This is a genomic window from Bradyrhizobium sp. SZCCHNR1002 (assembly GCF_032381435.1).
Classification (GTDB): Bacteria; Pseudomonadota; Alphaproteobacteria; order Rhizobiales; family Xanthobacteraceae; genus Bradyrhizobium; species Bradyrhizobium aeschynomenes.
In genome coordinates this window covers 182,030-204,090 of record NZ_JAUHIS010000008.1, presented here as the reverse complement: position 1 = coordinate 204,090, position 22,061 = coordinate 182,030, and the positions used below count along the sequence as shown (strand labels likewise).

General features: G+C 66.6%; 17 protein-coding genes. 13 read left to right on the top strand and 4 right to left on the bottom strand.

The genetic code is table 11. From position 1 onward, the window contains the following. The first annotated feature begins 202 nt into the window (after positions 1 to 202). The 5 genes from QX108_RS30170 (at position 203) to QX108_RS30150 (ending at position 4,320) form a co-directional block, all read left to right on the top strand. Complete coding sequence (locus QX108_RS30170) at positions 203 to 904, top strand: response regulator transcription factor (RefSeq protein WP_006611449.1); 702 nt, start codon at positions 203 to 205, stop codon at positions 902 to 904. Positions 905 to 1,133: 229 nt separating this feature from the next. Next, a complete protein-coding gene (locus tag QX108_RS30165; RefSeq protein WP_172111676.1) occupies positions 1,134 to 2,939 on the top strand; it encodes a sensor histidine kinase in 1,806 nt (601 codons plus the stop codon). Next, positions 2,936 to 3,388 carry an HPr kinase/phosphatase C-terminal domain-containing protein gene (locus tag QX108_RS30160; protein WP_315724173.1) on the top strand — a complete coding sequence of 151 codons (453 nt, stop codon included), beginning with the start codon at positions 2,936 to 2,938 and terminating at the stop codon, positions 3,386 to 3,388. The genes QX108_RS30165 and QX108_RS30160 overlap by 4 nt, the downstream gene beginning before the upstream one ends. Before the next feature lie 204 nt (positions 3,389 to 3,592). Next, on the top strand, positions 3,593 to 3,994 hold the full coding sequence (locus QX108_RS30155) for a PTS sugar transporter subunit IIA (protein WP_006611446.1): 402 nt from the start codon (positions 3,593 to 3,595) through the stop codon (positions 3,992 to 3,994). Next, complete coding sequence (locus QX108_RS30150; protein WP_172111678.1) at positions 3,991 to 4,320, top strand: HPr family phosphocarrier protein; 330 nt, start codon at positions 3,991 to 3,993, stop codon at positions 4,318 to 4,320. Before QX108_RS30155 ends, QX108_RS30150 begins: the two co-directional genes overlap by 4 nt. Positions 4,321 to 4,522: 202 nt before the next feature. Here the strand turns inward: QX108_RS30150 and QX108_RS30145 are convergent, their stop codons facing one another. Beyond that, on the bottom strand, positions 4,523 to 6,127 hold the full coding sequence (locus tag QX108_RS30145) for a glycosyltransferase family 39 protein (protein ID WP_315787085.1): 1,605 nt from the start codon (positions 6,125 to 6,127) through the stop codon (positions 4,523 to 4,525). A gap of 116 nt (positions 6,128 to 6,243) precedes the next feature. Here QX108_RS30145 and lepA point away from each other — a divergent pair, with 116 nt between their 5' ends. Together lepA and QX108_RS30135 are read left to right on the top strand one after the other, a co-directional pair. Further along, the gene (gene lepA, locus QX108_RS30140; protein WP_315787083.1) at positions 6,244 to 8,055 is read left to right on the top strand and encodes a translation elongation factor 4; all 1,812 of its coding nucleotides are present in this window, start codon (positions 6,244 to 6,246) and stop codon (positions 8,053 to 8,055) included. A gap of 324 nt (positions 8,056 to 8,379) precedes the next feature. Continuing rightward, a complete protein-coding gene (locus tag QX108_RS30135; RefSeq protein WP_315787081.1) occupies positions 8,380 to 10,347 on the top strand; it encodes a methyl-accepting chemotaxis protein in 1,968 nt (655 codons plus the stop codon). Between the two features lie 200 nt (positions 10,348 to 10,547). On the opposite strand, the gene QX108_RS30130 is transcribed toward QX108_RS30135, so the two are convergent. Next, positions 10,548 to 10,943 carry a rhodanese-like domain-containing protein gene (locus QX108_RS30130; protein WP_315787079.1) on the bottom strand — a complete coding sequence of 132 codons (396 nt, stop codon included), beginning with the start codon at positions 10,941 to 10,943 and terminating at the stop codon, positions 10,548 to 10,550. 101 nt (positions 10,944 to 11,044) lie between these two features. On the opposite strand from QX108_RS30130, the gene ftrA reads away from it, so the two are divergent. Further along, complete coding sequence (gene ftrA / locus QX108_RS30125) at positions 11,045 to 12,031, top strand: transcriptional regulator FtrA (protein ID WP_315787077.1); 987 nt, start codon at positions 11,045 to 11,047, stop codon at positions 12,029 to 12,031. 76 nt (positions 12,032 to 12,107) lie between these two features. Here ftrA and QX108_RS30120 read toward each other — a convergent pair whose 3' ends face one another. Then, positions 12,108 to 14,333, bottom strand: a complete 2,226-nt coding sequence (locus tag QX108_RS30120) for a putative bifunctional diguanylate cyclase/phosphodiesterase (RefSeq protein ID WP_315724160.1) — start codon at positions 14,331 to 14,333, stop codon at positions 12,108 to 12,110. Positions 14,334 to 14,708: 375 nt separating this feature from the next. Between QX108_RS30120 and mepA the strand changes: the two genes are divergently transcribed. Then, positions 14,709 to 15,650 (top strand): penicillin-insensitive murein endopeptidase, encoded by a 942-nt coding sequence (gene mepA, locus QX108_RS30115; RefSeq protein ID WP_315787074.1) that lies wholly within the window; start codon positions 14,709 to 14,711, stop codon positions 15,648 to 15,650. A 191-nt stretch (positions 15,651 to 15,841) separates the two neighbouring features. Then, positions 15,842 to 16,339, top strand: coding sequence for a hypothetical protein (locus QX108_RS30110; protein WP_409998569.1), 498 nt, complete (start codon positions 15,842 to 15,844; stop codon positions 16,337 to 16,339). 3 nt (positions 16,340 to 16,342) lie between these two features. Here QX108_RS30110 and QX108_RS30105 read toward each other — a convergent pair whose 3' ends face one another. Continuing rightward, positions 16,343 to 18,136 carry a potassium/proton antiporter gene (locus QX108_RS30105; protein ID WP_315787071.1) on the bottom strand — a complete coding sequence of 598 codons (1,794 nt, stop codon included), beginning with the start codon at positions 18,134 to 18,136 and terminating at the stop codon, positions 16,343 to 16,345. A gap of 209 nt (positions 18,137 to 18,345) precedes the next feature. Here QX108_RS30105 and QX108_RS30100 point away from each other — a divergent pair, with 209 nt between their 5' ends. The 3 genes from QX108_RS30100 (at position 18,346) to QX108_RS30090 (ending at position 22,057) form a co-directional block, all read left to right on the top strand. Continuing rightward, the gene (locus QX108_RS30100) at positions 18,346 to 19,662 is read left to right on the top strand and encodes a mechanosensitive ion channel family protein (RefSeq protein WP_315787069.1); all 1,317 of its coding nucleotides are present in this window, start codon (positions 18,346 to 18,348) and stop codon (positions 19,660 to 19,662) included. Positions 19,663 to 19,926: 264 nt separating this feature from the next. Further along, on the top strand, positions 19,927 to 21,681 hold the full coding sequence (locus QX108_RS30095; RefSeq protein ID WP_315799627.1) for a hypothetical protein: 1,755 nt from the start codon (positions 19,927 to 19,929) through the stop codon (positions 21,679 to 21,681). Positions 21,682 to 21,799: 118 nt separating this feature from the next. Then, positions 21,800 to 22,057: a hypothetical protein gene (locus QX108_RS30090; RefSeq protein ID WP_172111689.1), complete on the top strand. Its 258-nt coding sequence runs from the start codon at positions 21,800 to 21,802 to the stop codon at positions 22,055 to 22,057. The last annotated feature ends 4 nt before the right edge of the window (positions 22,058 to 22,061 follow it).

The following is a 22,061-nucleotide window of genomic DNA, read 5'->3' as shown; positions in this document are numbered from 1 at the left end:
CATTCTGTTGCAATGAAGGCCGTTTTTCGGCTAAACGGGCCACAAACTTGGGCGGGGCACAAGACTTTGCCATGGTATTTGTGGAACTCGGTCACACTTCAGCCCAGCTTGCATTGCTCGTTGACCATGTTCGAAGCCCAAATACGCGGCCCTTATCTTGATTCTCGCAGTCTCGGCGTAACCAGACTCTGAAAGCAGGCTCATGCCCACAATCGCCTTGGTCGATGACGACCGTAACATTCTGACATCCGTCTCGATCGCGCTCGAGGCCGAAGGCTATCGCATCATGACCTACACCGATGGTGCGTCGGCGCTGGACGGTTTCCGGACGAGCCAGCCCGACCTGGCCATCCTCGACATCAAGATGCCGCGCATGGACGGCATGGAGACGTTGCGGCGGCTACGGCAGAAGTCCGACCTGCCCGTGATCTTCCTGACGTCCAAGGACGAGGAGATCGACGAGCTGTTCGGCCTGAAGATGGGTGCGGACGACTTCATCCGCAAACCGTTCTCGCAGCGCCTCCTGGTCGAGCGCGTCAAGGCCGTGCTGCGCCGCTCGCAGCCCAAGGATCCGACGGCGCTGCCGAAGGAGAACGACGCCAAGGCGCTTGACCGCGGCCTGCTGCGCATGGACCCCGAGCGGCACACCTGCACCTGGAAGAACGAGCCGGTCACCCTGACCGTGACCGAGTTCCTGATCCTGCAGGCGCTGGCGCAGCGTCCGGGCGTGGTCAAGAGCCGCAACGCCCTGATGGACGCGGCCTATGACGACCAGGTCTATGTCGACGACCGCACCATCGACAGCCACATCAAGCGGCTGCGCAAGAAGTTCAAGATGGTCGACGAGGAGTTCGAGATGATCGAGACCCTCTACGGCGTCGGCTATCGCTTCAAGGAAACCTGACGCATCGACGAGAGCGACGTCATGCGAAATTGCGCGCTGACGTCGCATCGGGGATTGGGTAGACTGCGACGCCTGCGCATTGTTTGAAGCGCAGATGCCGGAACGGGGCCTTTGTTGCAGCGATCGTGTTGCGGCGACTATTGGTGCGGCGAATTTGACGTTCTGAACGAGCCCGCCGCACGTAACCCGCCGCAAACGCCTTGCGACATTCGGAATCGGAGCACTCACATTGCTCGATCGTACGCATCCTGACCCCGGACTGAACGCCGAGGACGCCGCAGCGTCCGCCGCTTCCGAGGTGACCGACGAGAGCCCGCGGGTGTCAGGCTGGCAGCGCCCGCTGAGCTGGCTGCGCCGCGCCGGACAGTTCCTGTTCGCGCTGTCGTTCTCGAGCCTGACCCGGCGCATCGTCTCGCTGAACATCGCCGGCCTGCTCGCACTGGTTGCAAGCATTCTCTATCTCTCGCAGTTCCGCGCCGGCCTGATCGATGCGCGCGCGCAGAGCCTCCTCGTCCAGGCTGAAATCATCGCCGGCGCCATCGCGGCCTCGGCGACGGTGCAGACCAACACCATCACCATCGATCCGGAGCGGCTGCTCGATCTCAAGCCCGGCGAGAGCTACGGCGCGCCGGACGAATATTCGCCGCTCGACTTTCCGATCAATCCGGAACGCGTCGCACCGGTGCTGCGGACGCTGATCTCGCCGACCAAGACGCGCGCCCGAATCTACGATCCGAATGGCGGCCTGCTGCTCGACAGCCGCAATCTCGAGAACGTGCTGCGCTTCGACCTGCCGCCGCCGTCGAGCGAGAAGCCGGGCTTCGTCGAGCGCGCGCTGATCTCGGTGCGCACCTGGCTCAATCGCGGCGACCTGCCGCTGTACCGCGAATACGGCCCGGAGAACGGCAACGGCTATGAGGAAGTCTCGGACGCGCTGAAGGGCCAGAAGCGCAGCATGGTGCGGGTCAACTCGCGCGGCGAGGTGATCGTCTCGGTTGCGGTGTCGGTGCAGCGCTCGCGCACGATCCACGGCGCCTTGATGCTGTCGACGCAGGGCGACGACATCGACCAGATGGTGACCGCCGAGCGCCTCGCCATCCTGAAGGTCGGCGGCGTCGCCTCCGCGGTCATGATCGTGCTGTCGCTGCTGCTCGCCAGCACCATCGCCGGCCCCGTGCGCCGGCTGGCCGACAGCGCCGAGCGCGTCCGCCGCCGCATCAAGACCCGCGTCGAGATTCCCGACTTCACCCGCCGCCGCGACGAGATCGGCCATCTCTCCGGCGCGCTGCGCGACATGACGGATGCGCTCTACAACCGCATCGAGGCGATCGAGATGTTCGCCGCCGACGTCGCCCACGAGTTGAAGAATCCGCTGACCTCGCTGCGCTCCGCCGTGGAGACCCTGCCGCTGGCGCGCAACGACAACAGCCGCGCGCGGCTGCTCGCGGTCATCGAGCACGACGTCAAGCGGCTCGACCGGCTGATCTCCGACATCTCCGACGCCAGCCGGCTCGACGCCGAGTTGCAGCGCCAGGACATGACGCTGGTCGATCTGCGCCGGCTCCTGAACACGCTGACCTCGGTCGCCAACGAGACCAAGCTCGGCACCGACGTGGCCGTGGAGGTCCGCTTCGAAGGCCGCGGGGTCAACGACACCTTCTCGGTGCCCGGCCATGATTCGCGGCTCGGCCAGGTCATCTCGAACCTGCTGTCGAACGCGCAGTCGTTCTCGGCGGCCGGCGGCAAGGTCCGCATCACCTGCCGGCGCGTGCGCTCCGAAATCGAGATCACGGTCGACGACGACGGCCCGGGCATCCGCGAGGACGCCCTGCAGCGGATCTTCGAGCGCTTCTACACCGACCGGCCGCACCAGGGCTTCGGTCAGAACTCGGGCCTCGGCCTATCGATCTCCAAGCAGATCATCGATGCCCATGGCGGGCGGATCTGGGCCGAGAACCGGCCCGGGCCCGTCGATGCCGAGGGCAATCCGACCTCCGCCGGGGCCCGCTTCATCGTCCGGCTGCCGGCGTCGTGACCGCCGCAGCGGCAAGCGTCCATGCGTCTGCCGTCAAGGTCGGCGATCACGCGGTGCTGATCCGCGGTCCCTCGGGCGCCGGCAAGTCGCGCCTGGCGTTCGACCTGATTCTGGCCGGCCGCGCCGGGCAGATCCCGCCGGCCGTTCTGGTCGGGGACGACCGTGTTCATCTCGCCACACGTGGCGGAGAAATGTGGGTCAGCCCCGCCCCTGCCCTGGCCGGCCTGCTCGAGATTCGCGGCCTCGGGATCCGTGCCTGCGACTTCGTGTCCGAGGCGCCCATAGGTCTCATTGTCGATTTGATGGCGGAGGATGCGGAGCGGCTTCCGTCGCCGGATGCGCTGCGCTGGAACGAAAACGGTATCGAATTGCCGCGAATACCCGTGGGCAAGGGATACGCGCCCCTGCCGCTGGTTGTAGCCGCTCTGACCACGACCAAGAGTTCATGACCCGGTAATCTTTCGGCCAATTGTGTGAAGCGAATTGGTAACCATATCACCCCCACTATCGCGACCCGATAGACCGTCGCCAGCTCCCCCGCCCCTACCTCTGAATCCGGGAGAATCGCGAATATGCCCTCTTGCGCGGGGGCTCCGGATGGTCAAAGTGGCGCGTTCGTGCGGTGCACCCAAGGCGCCCGCGAGGAGTATCCGATGATTGGCCTGGTATTGGTGACCCATGGGCGCCTCGCCGACGAGTTCAGGGCGGCGCTCGAACACGTCATGGGTCCTCAAAAACAAATCGAAGCGGTCACGATTGGCGCCGACGATGATTCCGATCTTTGTCGCAGCGACATCATCGAAGCCGTGAACCGTGTGGACACCGGCGACGGCGTCGCCATCCTCACCGACATGTTCGGCGGCACGCCGTCGAACCTTGCGATCTCCTGCATGAGCCGGCCCAAGGTCGAGGTGCTCGCGGGCATCAATCTGCCCATGCTGGTGAAGCTCGCCAAGGTCCGCGAGGAGCGCTCGCTGCCCGACGCCATCGCGATGGCGCAGGAGGCGGGACGCAAATACGTCACCATCGCCAGCCGAGTGCTTGCCGGCAAATGAGCGACGAGGACGACGCGCAGGACAACGTCGCCGGCCCGGCCGTTCCTGCCGGGGCCATCTCGCGAGAGCTGCTGATCACCAACAAGCGCGGCCTGCATGCGCGGGCGTCGGCCAAGTTCGTGCAGATGGTCGAGAAGTTCCAGGCCGAGGTCTGGGTGACCCGCGGCGGCGAGACCGTCGGCGGCCGCTCGATCATGGGCCTGATGATGCTGGCCGCGGCTCCGGGGACCAAAATCCTGGTGTCCGCGACGGGCCCCGAGGCCGAGGCCGCTCTGCAGGCGATCACTGATCTCGTGAACGACAAGTTCCACGAAGAAGGCGTGTAGGTTTCGCTGCGCCGTCATTCCGGGACGCGCCTCGTCAGAGGCGCGGGCCCGGAATCCATAATCACAGGCGGTTATGTTGGGCTCGGTATCGGACGACCCGGCCCACACACGGCCTGTGGTTATGGATTCCGGGCTCAGCCCTTCGGGCTGCCCCGGAATGACGGCCTCCATTGGGGCAGCAGGCGCGTCACCACGACGTCCGCTACGTCCCCGGCCCCTGAATATACACCTTCCAAACGATTGCAGGGCCCGCCTGGCCATGGAAGAAGCGCTGGGTCGTCATGACCAGCGGCTCGGCCTTGGGGGCCTCCTTGGCCATCCAGGCCTCGCAGGCGGCGATGCGGTTGTCGGTGGTGTCGCAGACGCCGATGAAGCCCTCGCGCTTGAGGTCGTCCAGCGTGCTCAGCCCCGAGCTCCAGGTCTCCTCGGCCGTATAGGGCACCGTAAACGGGCGGGGGTGATCCGGGCTGTAGAAGGTCATCGGCGTGTTCATCTCGGAATAGCCGGCGACCAGCGGCCAGGGCGAGCCGAAACGGGCGTGCCAGGCCTTGGTCAATTCCCGCGCCAGCTCCGACCGCCCACCATAGCCGGTGGCGCCGTTCGGATTGGCGGCCATTTCACGTTGGGCGATCCATGGTGAAGCCACCAGCGTGAGCAGCGACAGCACCAGCCAGATGGCGGTGAGCCGGGGCAGCATCGTCAGCCGCAGCCGCAAGGCGGGAATTGCGACCAGCGCCAGCGGCACCAGAAAGAACAGCGAGATGCCCCAGTCGGTCTTCATGTAGATCGTGAAAGCGAGGCCGCCGAGCGGCGGACCGAAGGCAACGATCGCCTGCACCAGCCAGACATTGATCGCCTGGCTCACATTGACGCCCGGATTTGGCCCGCGCCGCCAATTGCGGAACGCGAAGCGCGGCGGCCAGGCCAGGACCAGGGCCGCAAGCGCCACCGGCAGAGCGAGCAGCGCCAAATTGTGGCCGACATAGCCGACCACGAGCGTGGCGGCGCGCCCCCGGTCCGACAGCGTATAGACATCGCCGGCATAGGTGATGGCGACGAAGTCGACGCTCCACAGCCAGGCCAGATGCGGAATCATCGCGACCAGCATCGTGGCGATCGCGACCCAGGGCGCCGGCGAGGCCAGGAAGCGCAGCCGCTCGGGATGCAGCAGTGCCGCAAGGCCGATCGCGCCGATCATGGTCAGCACCCAATATTTCGTCATCAGCGCGGCGGCGCCGGCGAGGCCGAGCCAGATGCCGGCGACGACGCTGCGCTTCTCGAAGGCGTGCAGATAGGCCAGCACCAGCAGCGGCAGGGTCAGCAGCTGGACCAGGTCGGCGTTGTACTTGAAGCCCTTGAAATTGAAGATCGGATACAGCGCGACCATCACCACGACGAAGAACGCCCGGCGGCGGTCGACGACCTTCAGGCTCGCGAACCAGACGCCGATCAGGCCGCTGCCGTTCACGGCCATCGCCAGCGCATAGGTCGACCAGTCCTTGACCGGAAACACCGAGAACCACAGCCCGGCGATCCAGCCCGACAGCGGCGGGTGCTTGCCGTAGCCGAGCAGGAAGCGGCTGCCCCAGGCATAGGCCTCGGCGACGTCCATGTGGACGTCCTGCGCGGCCTTCAGATTGGTCAGGATCGCCGTCCACAGCACGACATGCGCGAGAACGAAGGCAAGGACGACCCAGACCGACGTCGCCGGCGCGGTGGCGCGTACCGCCAGCCAGGCGGCCAGACGCTGCGGTCCGAGGCGGTTGCGCGGGCGGGCCGCCTGATGCGGCAGAGAGGTACTCGACATCCGCCCTCGGTAGCCTGTTTTCGGCCTGCGGGGAATCAGCTTGGCGTGAAGAAAGGCCCTGGAAATTCAGCAATATGGTTGCTGGTCAGGGGCCCTTGATGCTATCTGCGCGACCCATGACGACCGTCCCCATTCCCAATATCCGCAACTTCTCCATCGTCGCCCATATCGACCATGGAAAGTCCACTTTGGCCGATCGCCTGATCCAGATGACGGGCGGCTTGTCGGACCGCGAGATGGCGGGCAAGGAGCAGGTGCTCGATTCGATGGACATCGAGCGCGAGCGCGGCATCACGATCAAGGCGCAGACCGTGCGCCTGCAGTACCGCGCCAAGGACGGCAAGGATTACATCTTCAACCTGATGGACACGCCCGGCCACGTCGACTTCGCCTACGAGGTGTCGCGGTCGCTGGCGGCCTGCGAGGGCTCCCTGCTGGTGGTCGACGCCAGCCAGGGTGTCGAGGCGCAGACGCTCGCCAACGTCTACCAGGCACTCGACAACAACCACGAGATCGTTCCGGTCCTGAACAAGATCGACCTGCCGGCGGCGGAGCCGGACAAGATCAAGCAGCAGATCGAGGACGTCATCGGCATCGACGCCTCCGACGCGGTGATGATCTCGGCCAAGACGGGCCTGGGCATTCCCGACGTGCTGGAAGCGATCGTCACCCGGCTGCCGCCGCCGAAGGGCGACCGCGAGGCGACCCTCAAGGCGCTGCTGGTCGACAGCTGGTACGACGTCTATCTCGGCGTCGTCGTGCTCGTGCGCATCGTCGACGGCGTCATGAAGAAGGGCCAGCGCATCCGCATGATGGGCACCGGCGCGGCCTATGACGTCGAGCGCGTCGGCTTCTTCACGCCGAAGATGACCCAGGTCGACGAGCTCGGCCCCGGCGAGGTCGGCTTCATCACCGCCGCGATCAAGGAAGTCGCGGACACCCGCGTCGGCGACACCATCACCGACGATCGCAAGCCTGTGTCGGAGATGCTGCCGGGCTTCAAGCCGGCGATTCCGGTCGTGTTCTGCGGCCTGTTCCCGGTCGACGCCGACGATTTCGAGACCTTGCGCTCGGCCATGGGCAAGCTCAGGCTGAACGACGCCAGCTTCTCGTTCGAGATGGAGACCTCCGCCGCGCTCGGCTTCGGCTTCCGCTGCGGCTTCCTCGGGCTGCTACATCTGGAGATCATCCAGGAGCGGCTGAGCCGCGAGTTCGATCTCAACCTGATCGCGACCGCGCCATCCGTCATCTACAAGATGAAGCTGACCGACGGCGAGGAGATCGAGATCCACAACCCCGTCGACATGCCCGACGTGGTCAAGATCGCCGAGATCCAGGAGCCGTGGATCGAGGCCACCATCCTGACGCCGGACGAATATCTCGGCAGCGTGCTCAAGCTCTGCCAGGACCGCCGCGGCAATCAGAAGGAGCTCACCTATGTGGGCAGCCGCGCGATGGTCAAATACGACCTGCCGCTCAACGAAGTCGTGTTCGACTTCTACGACCGGCTGAAATCGGTCTCCAAGGGCTATGCCTCGTTCGACTATCACCTGACCGACTACAAGCCGGCCGACCTGGTGAAGATGCAGATCCTGGTCAACAACGAACCGGTCGATGCGCTGTCGATGCTGGTGCACCGGACCCGCGCCGAGGGCCGCGGACGCGCCATGGTCGAGAAGATGAAGGATCTGATCCCGCCGCACATGTTCCAGATCCCGATCCAGGCGGCGATCGGCGGCAAGGTGATCGCGCGCGAGACCGTGCGGGCGCTGCGCAAGGACGTCACCGCGAAGTGCTATGGCGGCGACATCACGCGCAAGCGGAAGCTTCTGGAGAAGCAGAAGGAAGGCAAGAAGAAGATGCGGCAGTTCGGCAAGGTCGACATCCCGCAGGAAGCCTTCATCGCCGCGCTCAAGGTGGACAGCTGAGGGCGGATCGCGGCCCGCTCGATCGACCTGCAGAATACGCGACGAGCCATCCTGCCAACTAGGTGCTCCGTCATGCCCGGGCTTGTCCCGGGCATCCACGCGGTGCTCAGCGTACCGAACGACGTGGATGGCCGGGACAAGCCCGGCCATGACGATGTGGAAGTAGATCAGCGCAACACATCGATCGTCCAAGGCGATAGGCTTGAGGTCGACCGCGAGACCGAGCGGCGCGCGCACTCGGCTGAATCAGCATTCCCGTACAATTACGGTATCTCTTCCTTAATGGTAATCTGGGACCCTTGCTGCAAAGCAAGGAATGCCCCCATGTCCCGCCTCCGGTCGATCTCCGCCCGCCTCATCATCGCGCTCTCGCTCACCGTCGCCATCGCCTGCGCCGTGCTCGGGACCTTCTCCGTCATCCAGCAACGCGCGCTGACCCGCCTTGCGCTGGAGCAGCAGCTCAAGCTGCAGTTCGACAGCGTGTCGGCCGGCATCGATTACGAGGGCCGCGCGGCGCTGGCGGTGAGCTCGACGCTCGCGGCGCTGCCGCCGATCGCCGACGCTTATCTCAAGGGCGACCGCGACGCGCTCGGCGCCCTGCTCGGCGGCGCGATGCCGCTGCTGAAGGCGCAAGGCATTCCCCTGGTGAACGTGTGGGCGCCGCCGGCCACCAATTTCTATCGCGTGCACGAGCCAAAGGTGTTCGGCGACGACACTTCCAAGCGCCGCATCACCGTGGTGCAGGCCAACCAGACCGGCAAACAGATCGCCGGCGTCGAGCAGAGCCGGCTGTCGCTCGGCATCTTCGGCATGACGCCGATCGTGCGCGACGGCAAGGTGATCGCGACCGTCGATGTCGGCGCTGCCTTCGGCAAGGAGTTCGTCGAGCGCGCCAAGCGGCGCTTCGGCATCGATCTCGCCGTCTACTGGATCGCCGACGGTCAGCCGAAGCGGCTGTCCTCGACGTTCGGCGACGAGACCGTCGCCTCCCCGGACGAGGTGCTCGCGGTGTTCAAGGGCGCGCCGCTGCTGCGCGATGCCACGCTGGCCGGCAGGCCCGCCGCCGTCTATGCCGGCCAGATCAAGAACTACGCTGGCGACCCGATCGCCGTGCTCGAGGTGATCGAGGACACCACCGCCTACCAGGCCGCCGCCGCCAGCGCGCAGCAGCAGCTGATCATCGGCACGGTCGTGATCCTGCTGCTCGCGGTGATCGTCGCGCTGCTGGTCGCCCGCGGCATCTCGCGCCCGCTGGTCGCGATCACCGCCGTGATGCACCGCCTGTCGAGCGGCGATACCGAAGTTTCGATCCCGGGCGGCCAACGCAAGGACGAGCTCGGCACCATGGCCCAGGCGGTCGACGTCTTCCGCCGCAACATGATCGAGACGAGCAGCCTGCGCGCGGCGCAGGAGGCGACGCAGCTTCAGGCCGAGCACGACAAGCAGGTGCTGCAGCGGCAGATGGCCGACCGCTTCGAGGCAGACGTCAAGGGCGTCGTCTCGTCCGTGGCCAGGGCCACGCAGGACATGGAGCGCGTGGTCCAGGAGATCACCGTCAGCGTCAACGGCACCTCGCAGCGCACCGCCGCCGCGGCGGCCGCCTCCGAGGAAGCCTCGAGCGGCGTGTCGACGGTCGCGGCCGCCTCCGAGGAGCTCGCCTCCTCGGTGACCGAGATCGGCCGCCAGGTCGCGCATTCCAGCAAGGTCGCCGACGGCGCCGTCATCAAGGCGCGGCAGACCACCGAGATGGTCGGCAGCCTCGCGGCCGCCGCCGAGAAGATCGGCGACGTGCTGCGCCTGATCGATGCGATCGCCAGCCAGACCAATCTGCTCGCCCTCAATGCCACCATCGAGGCGGCACGCGCCGGCGAGGCCGGCCGCGGCTTCGCCGTGGTCGCCGCCGAGGTCAAGGAGCTGGCCGGGCAGACCGCCAAGGCGACGGAAGAGATCGCCGGCCAGGTCAGCTCGATCCAGGCGGCGACGTCCGACTGCGTCACCGCCATCGGCGACATCAGCGGCACCATCCAGGAGATCAGCGGCATTGCTGCGACCATCGCAGCCGCCGTCGAGCAGCAGGACTCGGCGACGCGCGAGATCGCGCGCAGCGTCCAGCAGGCAGCTTCGGGCACCACCGAGGTGTCGCAGAACGTCGTCGGCGCCAGCGACGCCGCCGAGCAGTCGCGCGCGCTCGCCGAACACGTCATGACCGCGACCCGCGACCTCGGCAAGCACGCGGGCGAGCTGTTCAAGAGCGTCGATACGTTCCTGGCCGGACTGCGGCAGGCGGCGTAGTGAGAGCCAACAGTGCCCGCCCCAAACTCGGTGTCGTCCCGGCCTTGAGCCGGGACCCATAGCCACCGAAGCCGGGGTTGGAGCAAGCTGGAGCTGCAGCTTGCTTGACCACAGGCGGCACGGCGTATGGATCCCGGCGTTCGCCGGGACGACGCTGGTGATGGATGACGTGAGAGCTGGGCTCTCATTTCAGCTTCGCTTCAATCGCCCCCCGTCAGCGCGAAGCCCTCGTCGAGCCAGCCGGTGATGCCGCCGATCATCATCTTCACGGGCAGACCGAGCCGCGCGAGGCGGATGGCTGCGCGGTTGGCGCCGTTGCAATGCGGACCGGCGCAGTAGACCACGAAGACCGTGTCCGTCGGATACGCAGCCATCCGCTCGGCGGTCATGGTCCGGTGGGGAATGTTGATGGCGCCGGCAATATGCCCCTTGGCGAAGGACGCCGGGCCGCGGACGTCCACCAGGATGAAGTCCGCGTCGGCGCTCAGGCTCTCGTGCACGTCCCAGCAATCGGTCTCGAAGCTCAGCATCGCCTCGAAATGGGCGAGCGCCTGCGCTGACGGAGCTGCGGGCACTTCGGTGACATGGGTCGTCATTGCGTCTCTCTCCTGCGACACTGCGTGAGCAGGTCCAGTCTGGCGCTTGACGTCGGGCGACCCAAGTGACGGATCCGACAAAGTCCGGTAAGTTTCCGCCAATGCCGCGACATCCCGCCAACAGCCATCACCCTGATCCGGGCCTGGTCGCCGTCATCGCCTATGACGGGCTGTGCACCTTCGAGTTCGGCATCGCCGTCGAGGTGTTCGGATTGCCGCGGCCGGAGTTCGACTTCTCCTGGTATCAGTTCAAGGTGGTCGCGGCCGAGGGTCGGCGGTCGCGCGCGATCGGGGGCATCGTGGTGGAGGCCGACGCGCCGCTCGCGCGTCTGAAGGACGCCAGGACCATCATCGTGCCGGGCTGGCGCGATCGCAACGAGCGTCCGCCGGAGCGGTTGCTGCGCGCCATCGCGCAAGCTGCCGCACGCGGCGCGCGCTGCCTGTCGATCTGCTCCGGCGTATTCGTCCTGGCCGCAGCCGGCCTGCTGGAGGGCAGGCGCGCCACCACGCATTGGCGGCACATCCCCGACCTGAAGCGGCTCTATCCGGACATCTCCGTCGAGGAGGACACGCTCTATGTCGACGAGGGCAATGTCATCACCTCGGCCGGCAGCGCTGCCGGCATCGACGCCTGCCTGCATCTCGTCCGCCGCGACTTCGGCAGCAAGGTCGCCAACAGCGTGGCCCGGCGCCTGGTGATGCCGCCGCATCGCGACGGCGGCCAGGCGCAATATGTTGCCGCACCGATCCAGGCGCGCCCTGGACGCACGATCGGAGAGGTGATGGACTGGGCTCGCGCCCGGCTGTCGCAGCCGATCGCGATCAGCGCGATGGCCAAGCGTGCCCGGATGAGCGAGCGCACCTTCCTGCGGCGCTTCAACGAGAGCACGGGATCAGGCCCGGCAGCGTGGCTGCAGCGGGAGCGCATGGCGCGGGCGCGCGAGCTGCTGGAAGGCGCGACCCTGCCGCTCGCGGACGTCTCGGCGCAATGCGGCTACCAGTCGCTCGAAACCTTCCGCGTCGCCTTCCGGCGCAGCGTCGGCACGTCGCCTGCGGCCTATCGCGCGCGGTTCAGAGCACAAGAGTGACGCGCATCGGTCGAAGTGAGCCGCCAGCCGCGATCTCCACCTCTCCCCATCGGGGCTCTCCGCAGCCTCCCGCGCCTCAAGCCACCATCGCCTTGCCCGACGATGTCCCGTCCGCGGCATCCCGCTGCGCCTGCAGCAGGCCGACGATCTCGACGTTGGGCCGGGGACGGCTGAACAGATAGCCCTGCGCCTCGTGGCAGCCTTCGGCGCGCAGGCAGCGCAGCTCCGCCTCCGTCTCCACGCCCTCCGCGGTGATGGTGACGCCGAGGCCCTTGCCGAGACTGACGATCGAGCGGACGATCGCCTGGGCCTCGCGGTTGGCGGCGAGATCGCGGATGAAGGACTGGTCGACCTTGATCTTGTCGAACGGGAAGCTGCGCAGATAGCTCAGGCTGGAATAGCCGGTGCCGAAATCGTCCATCGAGATCCGCACGCCGAGCGCGCGCAGCGCATGCAGGGTCGCCAGCACCTGTCCGCTCTTCTCCAGCACCAGCGTCTCGGTGATCTCGAGCTCGAGTCGTCTCGCCGGCAGGCCGGACTGCTTGAGCGCATCCATCACCAGCGACAGCACGTTGCCGACGCGGAATTGCAGCGGCGACATGTTGACGGCGACACAGACCTCGTCCGGCCATTTCGCGGCATCGCTGCAGGCTTGGCGCAGCATCGAGCGGCCGAGCCCCGAGATCAGGCCGGTCTCCTCGGCGATCGGAATGAACTCGGACGGCGGGATCATGCCGCGTTCCGGATGCGGCCAGCGCACCAGCGCCTCGAAGCCGGTGATGCGCCCGGTCACGAGATCGATCAGCGGCTGATAATGCGGCTGCAACACGTCGCGCTGGATCGCGGCGCGCAACTCGGTCTCGATCTTGCGCCGGCTCTGCGCGCGCGCATCCATCCCCGACTCGAAATAGCTGAACGAGCCGCGCGTCTCGGTCTTGGCGCGAGACAGCGCCATGTCGGCGTTCTTGAGCAGCTTCTCGGCGTCGTCGCCGTCGTTCGGCGCCATCGCAATGCCGATCGTCGCGCCGATCGTCACCGAGCTGCCGTCGATCAGATAGGGATCGGCGATCGCCTGCAGCAGGCGCCGGCACAGCTGCGCAGCCTCCTCGGGGCGCGCCAATCCGCCCTGCACGATCGCGAACTCGTCCGAGTTCAATCGCGCGACGATGTCCTCCTGGCGCAGGATCGAGCGCAGCCGCTTCCCCACGCCGCGCAGCAGCCGGTCGCCGACGCCATGGCCCAAAGTGTCGTTGATCGATTTGAAGTTGTCGAGGCCGAGCACGAGCACGGCCATCTTCTCCGAGCCGCGCCGCATCTGGATCAGCTTGTCGTCGATCTGCTGACGCAGCAGGTTGCGGCTCGGCAGACCGGTCAGCGCGTCGTGCTGCGCGAGGAAGGCGAGCCGCGCTTCGGCGCGCTTGCGCTCGGTGATGTCCATCAGCGCCAGCAGCACGGCCGGCTGGTCGTTGTGGACGAGATGGCGCAGATAGATCGCGAGGTCGATCAGCGTGCCGTCGGCCCGGACATGCTTCCAGGTGCGCGCCGCCTTCTCCTCGATCGACTGCTCCTCGCTCCAGGGCGTCTCGCTCTCATAGGCCTGCAGGTTGCGGATGCTGAGCCGCTCGAAAGCGGTGCGGCTGTAGCCATAGTGCTGAATGGCGGCAGCGTTGACGCCGAGCACGCGCCCGTCGTCCCGGGCGCAGACGATCATCGGCACCGGATTGCCGTCGAACAGCAGGCGGAACGATTCCTCGCGCTGCTTCAATTCGGTGATGTCGACGCGCAGGCCGACGATGCCGCCGTCGCTCGTGAGGCGCTCCTCGATCAGGATGGTACGGCCGTCCGACAACTTCTGCTCGTGGCGTCCGCTCGGCTGAAACAGCTTCTCCAGCCGCTCGGCGATCCATTCCTCCTCGCGTCCCGCCGCTTCCGGATAGTCGCCGCGCGCTACGCCGACCCGAATCGTGTCCTGCAGGCGCGCACCGGACTGGAACAGGTCGGAGCTGCGGTTATAGATCTCGGCATATTTCTTGTTCCACAGGATGTAGCGGCCGGCGGAGTCGAGGAACACGATTCCTTCGGGGAGAAGGTCGATGGCCTCGATCAGGCGGTCATGCGCCTTCTTCGCCTCCGCAATGGCGGCTTCCGCCTCGGCGCGGGTGCTCGCGATCTCGTCGCTGGCGGCAGTCTCCCGCAGGTTGTGCCGCCCCAGTTTCGGGCTTGGCTTGACCGGGCGGAAAGAACCGCGGGCGGACCGCACGCGGTTCTGCTTCTTGGGCTTGGTTGGCCGAACAGGCCGCATCGCGTGCCTCACTCTCCTCATTGTCGACAGTTTTCGGCCAAGGGTCTGAAAAAATGGTATCTTGGTGCAGGAGACCACTATCATCGATTGCGCGAACAAGAGCACGCACTCGCCAAATGCGGGAGCCACTGGCTCTGAACATGGTCAATCAAAAATTTCACCACAACCGGAGGTAAGTCCGTCTCGTTGGCAGCCGCGAGATACTGCGCGCATTCCGTGCAATCGACATCCGCGCATCGTTCAATTACCGAACCAAAGCGGGCAATTGAGCCATGTTCGGGCGGTTCCGCCAATCCGCCGGCAGGGTTACGCAACCGTTAACAGGCCCGCCGTTGGCGCCCTTCCCTGCCCGCCGACAGCCGCTAGACTGGCGCCATGCACGCCCGCCTGATTCTGATGACCGTCATGAGTGCGGCCGCGATCGCCGCCACGGCGCCGGTCCATGCCCAGGACAAGGGCAGCGTCGAGCCGAAAGCCCTGCCGCCGCTGGTCCGACCCGACGATCCGGAGACGCCGGCCAAGGAGCTGTTCGCGCGCAGGCTGCTGCCCTCGGCACAGCCGACCAAGGTGCTCGGCACCTATAATCGCGGCTGCATCGCCGGTGCCGAGCGGATGCCGATCAATGGCGAGGGCTGGCAGGTGATGCGGCTGTCGCGCAACCGCAATTTCGGCCACCCGAACATGATCGCACTGCTCAAGCGCCTGGCCGTGCGCGCACACAAGGATGCCGGCTGGCCCGGCATTCTGGTCGGCGACATCGGCCAGCCGCGCGGCGGCCCGGCGCTGAGCGGTCATGCCAGCCACCAGATCGGGCTCGACGCCGACATCTGGCTGACGCCGATGCCGGAGCACCGGTTGTCGCGCAACGAGCGCGAGGAAATGTCGGCGGTGATGATGGTGCGCCAGGACCGGCTCGACATCGATCCGCGGGTGTTCACGAAGGGGCACGTCGCCGTGATCCGCGCCGCCGCGCAAGAGCGTTCGGTGCAACGCATCTTCGTCAACGCCGCAATCAAGAAGGCGTTGTGCCGTGACGCCAAAGGCGACCGCAGCTGGCTCACGAAGGTGAGGCCGTGGTGGGGCCACGACTATCACTTCCACATCCGCATGGTGTGCCCGCCCGGCAATCCCGATTGCCATGGCCAGACCGACCAGGAGGGCGGCGACGGCTGCGGCGACCTCGACTACTGGTTCTCGGACGCGGTGCTGCATCCGCCGCCGCCGAAGGAGCCGCCCAAGCCGCCGCAGCCGATCACCATGGCGCAGCTGCCGCCGAGTTGCCGCGCCGTGCTGCACGCGCCGGATGCCAAGCACTGATGCGCCGGAACCAGACACGCGATGTTTGACGGCTTTGCTGTTCGCTGCTGCGCGATCATCCGCTAGGATGCATGGCCGACGCCGCAAGCGCGGCGATCGAACGGGATGACGGTCCCCCTTTCCACACAACGATTTGATGCCGCCTGCACTGCGCGGCCAGTTGCGAGTCCGTCATGATCCCGCGTCGTCCCATGGCAACTGCCCTCCTCCTCGGCCTGGTCACCAGCAGCGCTGCCCGCGCCGCCGAACCGAGCGGCTGCGACAAGTTCAAATGGGACATCACCCGCGAGCGCGCCGCGCTCACCGCGACTGACCGCCAGAAGCTCGACTCGGGCGCAGACCTTGCCGGATTGCCTGCCCAAGGCATTTCGCTGTCCCTGCGTCCGTTCCCCGATGCCAAGCTGCCGGCCGCGCCGGAACGCGCGCCGAAGGAAGGCAGCTTCGCCGGCTTTATACGGACGAGGACCGCCCCCAAGGCGGGCATCTACACGGTGAGCCTGTCGGCCGCAGCCTGGATCGATGTCGTGCAGGACGGCAAGGTCCTCAGGCCGATCGCGTTCAGCGGTGCCACGGATTGCGACGGCATCCGGAAGACGGTCAAATACGATCTTGGCGCGCAGCCTGTCGCGCTGCAGATCAGCGGTGCGCCGGAAGCTGCGATCTCGGTCGCGATCCTGCCGACGGAGTGAAACTCACACCCCCACCACCGACGACCAGACATCGGCGAGCTTGCGCCGCACCTGCTCCTTGCGCGTCAGCACCGGCTGTTCGTCCTCATCCTCGGGCAGGCGCAGGCCGACGACATTGACGCGGCCGCCGGAGATCGAGCGGGCCACCAGCACGATGGTGTCGAGCGCGACGGTGGCGCCTTCCTTCGGCGCGTTGTCGAGGTGGATGTCGAAATAGTCCGCCAGCGTCAGCTTGTCCTCGCCCTCGCCGAGCTTGACGCCGTAGATGCCGGCGACCTCGTCGAGCGTGTGCTCGGCCGAGACCATGAAGTCGCCGAGCAGATGCGGGTCGGGCGCGGCGGACGGCGGCATGTCGACGAAGAAGCGGTCGAGCGACTCGGCCTTCTCCGGCGGCGCGAGCAGATAGAGATAGTCCCCCGGCGCGATCGGCTCGGCCTCGCCGGGCGACAGGATCTGCTCGTTGCGGATCACCAGCGTCGGCTTGGACCAGGACGGGATCAAGCCGCGGCGATAATACAGGCTCTTGGAGCGGATCGCATAGCCAACCAGCTGCTGTTCGAGCTGACCGGGAAGATCGAGCTCGATGCGGCGCGGGCCGCGATCGGTGCGCGGCAGCGCGACATGCAGCTTGCGCGCGGCGACGCCAAGCGTCCAGCCCTGCGCCAGCAGCGAGATGATCACGACGACGAAGGCGACGTCGAAATACAGATAGGCGTTGGACAGGCCGACCAGCATCGGAATCGAGGCGAGGAAGATCGCGACCGCGCCGCGCAGGCCGGTCCAGGCGATGAACGCCTTTTCCCGCCAGTTGAAGCGAAACGGGCGGAGGCAGAGGAACACCGCCACGGGGCGTGCGACCAGCATCAGCACCAGCGCCACGGCTATCGCAGGCAGCAGGCTGTCGAGCAGCCGCTGCGGTGACACCAGCAATCCGAGCAGCACGAACATCACGATCTGGGCGAGCCAGGTGGCGGCATCGAGGAAGGTAACGACCGAATTGTGCGCCCGCGTCGGCCGGTTCCCGACGATGAGGCCGGCGAGATAGACGGCGAGGAAGCCGGAGCCATGGGCAATCTGCGCCATGCCGAAGATGACCAGCGCCGCCGTGGTCACGAACGGCGCGTGCAGGCCCTGGGGCAGCGCGACCTTGTTGAGGCCGATCACGACCAAGCGGCCGCCGACGATGCCGAACAGCGTGCCGAGCACGGCCTCGCGCATCAGCTCGAACACGAAATGCCCGATGCTGCCGTGACCAACGGAGATCAGCTCGACCAGCATCAGGGTCAGGAACACCGCGAACGGATCGTTGCTGCCGGACTCCGCCTCCAGCGTGGCGCCGACGCGCGGCCGCAGGCGCAGTCCCTGCGCATGCACCAGCAGGAACACCGCCGCCGCATCGGTCGAGGCGATGACGGCGCCGACCAGCATCGCCTCGGTCCAGCCGAGGTCGAGCGCATATTTCGCCACCGGCGCGGTGATGAACGCGGTCATCAGCACGCCGACGGTCGCGAGCACCATCGAGGGCGCCAGCACGGTGCGGATGCTCTGGAAGCGCGTGCGCAGGCCGCCGTCGAACAGAATCAGCGCCAAGGCGACCGATCCCACCAGATAAGTGGTACGGACGTCCTGAAATTCGATATGACCAGGACCGGAATCGCCCGCCAGCATGCCGATGACCAGGAACACCAGCAGCAGCGGCGCACCGAAGCGCAGCGCCAGCAGGCTGGACAGGATCCCGGCCATGACCAGGACCGCGCCAAGGAGGATGGCAATGCTGACGGCGTCGAGGGATGTCATGAAAAAACGTTGATGGATCCGACTTTTACATCCTTATCGTCGCCACACTTGCACGCCAACCGGATTTGCTCATATCGCGGCGATATGCCCATTTTTCCATCCTTGCCCGTGTTCGGGGTATATTTCGCGGCAATCGCCCGTAACGAAAACGAACTAAATCCCGCCGATCTGGCCGACCCGCGCCGCTGTTCCTCGCCGAGACCCCGCTGATGGACCTCGATCTCAAAGACGTTCTCGAATTCCTGCAGACCGTTGCCCGCTCGATCGGCGCCGAGGTCACCTCGCCCTGGTTCTATCTGCAGCTCGGCCTGGTGCTGAGCGGCGCCGGCATCGCCTTTGCGGCGAGCGCCGCGGTGCGCGCGCGCATCGACGTGACGTTGCTGGCAATGGGCTGGCCGGGTCCGCTGCGACAGCTGCTGCGGGTGCTGCTGGAGAGCGTCACCACCGTGGTGTTCGTCATCCTGATGCGAATCGCGCGCACCGGCATGGTGCTGTGGACCTGGCCGAGCCGAAGCTACCTGCTCGCCGTCGCGCTCAAGCTCGCGCTGGCTTGGCTCGTCATCCGCCTGATCACCTCGGTGATCCGCAGCACCTTCATCGTACAGATCGTGTCGATCTCCGCCTGGCTGGTCGCGGCGCTCAGCATCATCGGCCAGCTCGACAACGTCGTCGACGCGCTCGATTCCTTCTCGGTCGTGCTCGGCGGCCTCAGGCTGACGCCGCTGCTGGTGATCAAGCTGGGCGTGCTGCTGCTCAGCGTGCTGTGGCTGACCAACATCGCCAGCAATTTCGTCGAGAGCCGGATCACGCGCTCGACCGACCTGACGCCGTCGATCCAGGTGCTGCTGATCAAGATGGTCCGCATGGGCCTGATGATCTTCGGCATCGCCATTGCAATCAGCGCGGTCGGCATCAATTTGTCGGCGCTCGCGATCTTCTCCGGCGCCGCCGGCGTCGGCATCGGTTTGGGCTTGCAGCGCATCGTCGCCAATTTCGTCGCCGGCATCATCCTGCTGGCCGACAAGTCGGTGAAGCCGGGCGACCTCGTCACCATCGGCGACAGCTCGGGGCGCATCAGCGCGATGAACACGCGCTACATCTCCGTTGCTGCCGGTGACGGCCGCGAGTTCCTGATCCCGAACGAGGATCTCGTCACGCAGAAGGTGACGAACTGGACCTACACCGACAAGAACACGCTGGTGAAAGTGAACTTCGGCACCAATTACGACGCCGATCCGCGCCTCGTCTGCAAGCTCGCGATCGAGATCGCCAACGAGACGCCGCGCACGCTGAAGTCCAAGTCGCCGAGCTGCCTGCTCACCGAATTCACCGAGGCCGGCATGAAGTTCTCGCTGACATGCTGGATCGCCGATCCCAGCTACATGGACAGCGTCAAGAGCGAAGTGATGCTGTCGCTATGGGACGCCTTCAAGCGCGAAGGCATTCGCGTGCCCTATCCGGTGCGCGAGCTGCGCGTGCGCGGCGGCGCGCTGCCGGTAGAGACGACGGTCGAAGTGCCGACCTGATCCAAACGCCATGCGTCGCATCGACGCATGCATCGGCAAATATGAAGTAGTTCATAGTTCACGCGAGAGTGAAGGTGCACAGCGCCTTCACTCCATGTGCACGGTATCGACGTGATGGCCCTGTGCCTCCGCGTGTACCACATGGTCCATTCACCCCCTGTCCTGCCCTTTCTATCGTCGGCGTGCTCAGCGATCCCGTCGTTGTCGCGCGGCGGATCGCGATCGCAAGCAATTTGAATCGATCTGCGACCGAGGAGGAAGACCATGGACGGACAACAAGTGAACGGTGCACTCCAGTCGACGGTGCCTTACGGCCTGCTTGCTGCCCAGCAGCTGGCACCGCAGGGTTTCGTCGGTAATCTGCTCGGCCAATATGGCGCGCCGCTGGGCGGCATGATCGGCGGAGCCTTCGGCAATCAGGGCCTCGGCAACACCATCGGCGGTGTCGCCGGCCAGCTCGCCCAGCGCTTCCTGCCGTTCGAGGCCGCGCCGCAATTCGCGCCGCAGGGCTTCTTCGGCAACCTGCTCGGCCAGGTCGGCGCGCCGATCGGCGGCGCCATCGGTCAGGCCTTCGGCAACCAGGGCCTCGGCAATCAGATCGGCGGCGTCGCCGGCCAGCTCGCCCAACGCTTCCTGCCATTCGAGGCCGCGCCGCAGTTCGCGCCGCAGGGCTTCTTCGGCAACCTGCTCGGCCAGGTCGGCGCACCGATCGGCGGCGCCATCGGTCAGGCCTTCGGCCACCAGGGCCTCGGCAATCAGATCGGCGGCGTCGCCGGCCAGCTCGCCCAGCGCTTCCTGCCGTTCGAGGCCGCGCCGCAGTTCGCGCCGCAGGGCTTCTTCGGCAACCTGCTCGGCCAGGTCGGGGCGCCGATCGGCGGCGCCATCGGTGGCGCGTTCGGCCATCAGGGCCTCGGCAATCAGATCGGCGGCGTCGCCGGCCAGCTCGCCCAGCGCTTCCTGCCGTTCGAGGCCGCGCCGCAATTCGCGCCGCAGGGCTTCTTCGGCAACCTGCTCGGCCAGGTCGGCGCGCCGATCGGCGGCGCCATCGGTCAGGCCTTCGGCAACCAGGGCCTCGGCAACACCATCGGCGGCGTCGCCGGCCAGCTCGCCCAGCGCTTCCTGCCGTTCGAGGCTGCGCCGGAGTTCGCCCCGCAGGGCTTCTTCGGCAACCTGCTCGGCCAGGTCGGGGCTCCGCTCGGTGGCGCCATCGGCGGCGCGTTCGGTCATCGGGGCCTCGGCAATACCGTCGGCGGCGTCGCCGGCCAGCTCGCCCAGCGCTTCCTGCCGTTCGAGGCCGCGCCGCAATTCGCCCCGCAGGGCTTCTTCGGCAACCTGCTCGGCCAGGTCGGGGCTCCGCTCGGCGGCGCCATCGGCGGTGCGTTCGGCCATCAGGGCCTCGGCAATCAGATCGGCGGCGTCGCCGGACAGCTTGCCCAGCGCTTCCTGCCGTTCGAAGCCGCACCGGAATTCGCCCCGCAGGGCTTCTTCGGCAACCTGCTCGGCCAGGTCGGGGCTCCGCTCGGCGGCGCCATCGGCGGTGCGTTCGGCCATCAGGGCCTCGGCAATCAGATCGGCGGCGTCGCCGGACAGCTTGCCCAGCGCTTCCTGCCGTTCGAAGCCGCGCCGCAGTTCGTCCCGCAGGGCTATCTCGGCAACCTGCTCGGCCAGACCGGTTCACCGTACGGTGGCGCCATCACCAACTGCTTCGGCAATCGGAGTTTCGGCCCCACCCTCGGCGGCGTCATGAGCCAGCCCGGCCAGAGCGTGCTGCCGTTCGAAGCGGCCCCTGAGTTCGCCCCGCAGGGAGTCCTCGGCGGCTTCCTCGGCAGCACGCTCGGCGGCCTCGGCGGCGGCTTCGTCGGCAAGGCGCTCGGCAACCGCAACCTCGGCCGGACCATCGGCAGCACCGCGGGCGGCATCCTCGGATCGATCCTGCCGTTCGACGCCAGCCCGCAGCTGGTTCAGAACGGCTGGGCCAACGTCCCGATCTATCCCTACCAGGGCGTGACCTATCACTGAGCCCCTATCGACTGGCGCAAGGCTGCACTCAGACGTTGCAAGTGTCCCGTTGCAAGTGTCCCCCGGGCGGCTCGATAGTCGTCCGGGGGAAACACGGAAGATAGTGAGGACGACCATCATGACGGACAATTTTGCCACGAACGGATCCAGCGACGAGTTCATCGTCGCCGGACGCAGCGCATCCGACACATCCCAGCTGACCGCGTTCGAGGACGCGCTGAAAGGCATCAGCGGCGCCTCGGTCGTTTCGAGAGGCGGCCGTCCCGACCAGCCGCACCTCGTCGTGAACCTGCCGTTGCAAGACGCCGAACAACTCAAATCCCGCTTCGGCACGGCGCTGATCATCGAGCGGAACGCCAAGCTCAGTCCGTTCTGACCGG

Excerpts from the sequence above, each read along its gene's own strand:
- QX108_RS30170 (WP_006611449.1), top strand. The coding sequence starts at position 203 with ATGCCCACAATCGCCTTGGTCGATGACGACCGTAACATTCTGACATCC.
- QX108_RS30150 (WP_172111678.1), top strand. The coding sequence starts at position 3,991 with ATGAGCGACGAGGACGACGCGCAGGACAACGTCGCCGGCCCGGCCGTT.
- QX108_RS30105 (WP_315787071.1), bottom strand. The coding sequence starts at position 18,136 with ATGACATCCCTCGACGCCGTCAGCATTGCCATCCTCCTTGGCGCGGTC.
- QX108_RS30110 (WP_409998569.1), top strand. The coding sequence starts at position 15,842 with ATGGCAACTGCCCTCCTCCTCGGCCTGGTCACCAGCAGCGCTGCCCGC.
- mepA (WP_315787074.1), top strand. The coding sequence starts at position 14,709 with ATGCACGCCCGCCTGATTCTGATGACCGTCATGAGTGCGGCCGCGATC.
- QX108_RS30130 (WP_315787079.1), bottom strand. The coding sequence starts at position 10,943 with ATGACGACCCATGTCACCGAAGTGCCCGCAGCTCCGTCAGCGCAGGCG.
- QX108_RS30135 (WP_315787081.1), top strand. The coding sequence starts at position 8,380 with ATGTCCCGCCTCCGGTCGATCTCCGCCCGCCTCATCATCGCGCTCTCG.
- QX108_RS30090 (WP_172111689.1), top strand. The coding sequence starts at position 21,800 with ATGACGGACAATTTTGCCACGAACGGATCCAGCGACGAGTTCATCGTC.
- QX108_RS30145 (WP_315787085.1), bottom strand. The coding sequence starts at position 6,127 with ATGTCGAGTACCTCTCTGCCGCATCAGGCGGCCCGCCCGCGCAACCGC.
- QX108_RS30155 (WP_006611446.1), top strand. The coding sequence starts at position 3,593 with ATGATTGGCCTGGTATTGGTGACCCATGGGCGCCTCGCCGACGAGTTC.
- ftrA (WP_315787077.1), top strand. The coding sequence starts at position 11,045 with ATGCCGCGACATCCCGCCAACAGCCATCACCCTGATCCGGGCCTGGTC.
- QX108_RS30120 (WP_315724160.1), bottom strand. The coding sequence starts at position 14,333 with ATGCGGCCTGTTCGGCCAACCAAGCCCAAGAAGCAGAACCGCGTGCGG.
- QX108_RS30095 (WP_315799627.1), top strand. The coding sequence starts at position 19,927 with ATGGACGGACAACAAGTGAACGGTGCACTCCAGTCGACGGTGCCTTAC.
- QX108_RS30100 (WP_315787069.1), top strand. The coding sequence starts at position 18,346 with ATGGACCTCGATCTCAAAGACGTTCTCGAATTCCTGCAGACCGTTGCC.
- lepA (WP_315787083.1), top strand. The coding sequence starts at position 6,244 with ATGACGACCGTCCCCATTCCCAATATCCGCAACTTCTCCATCGTCGCC.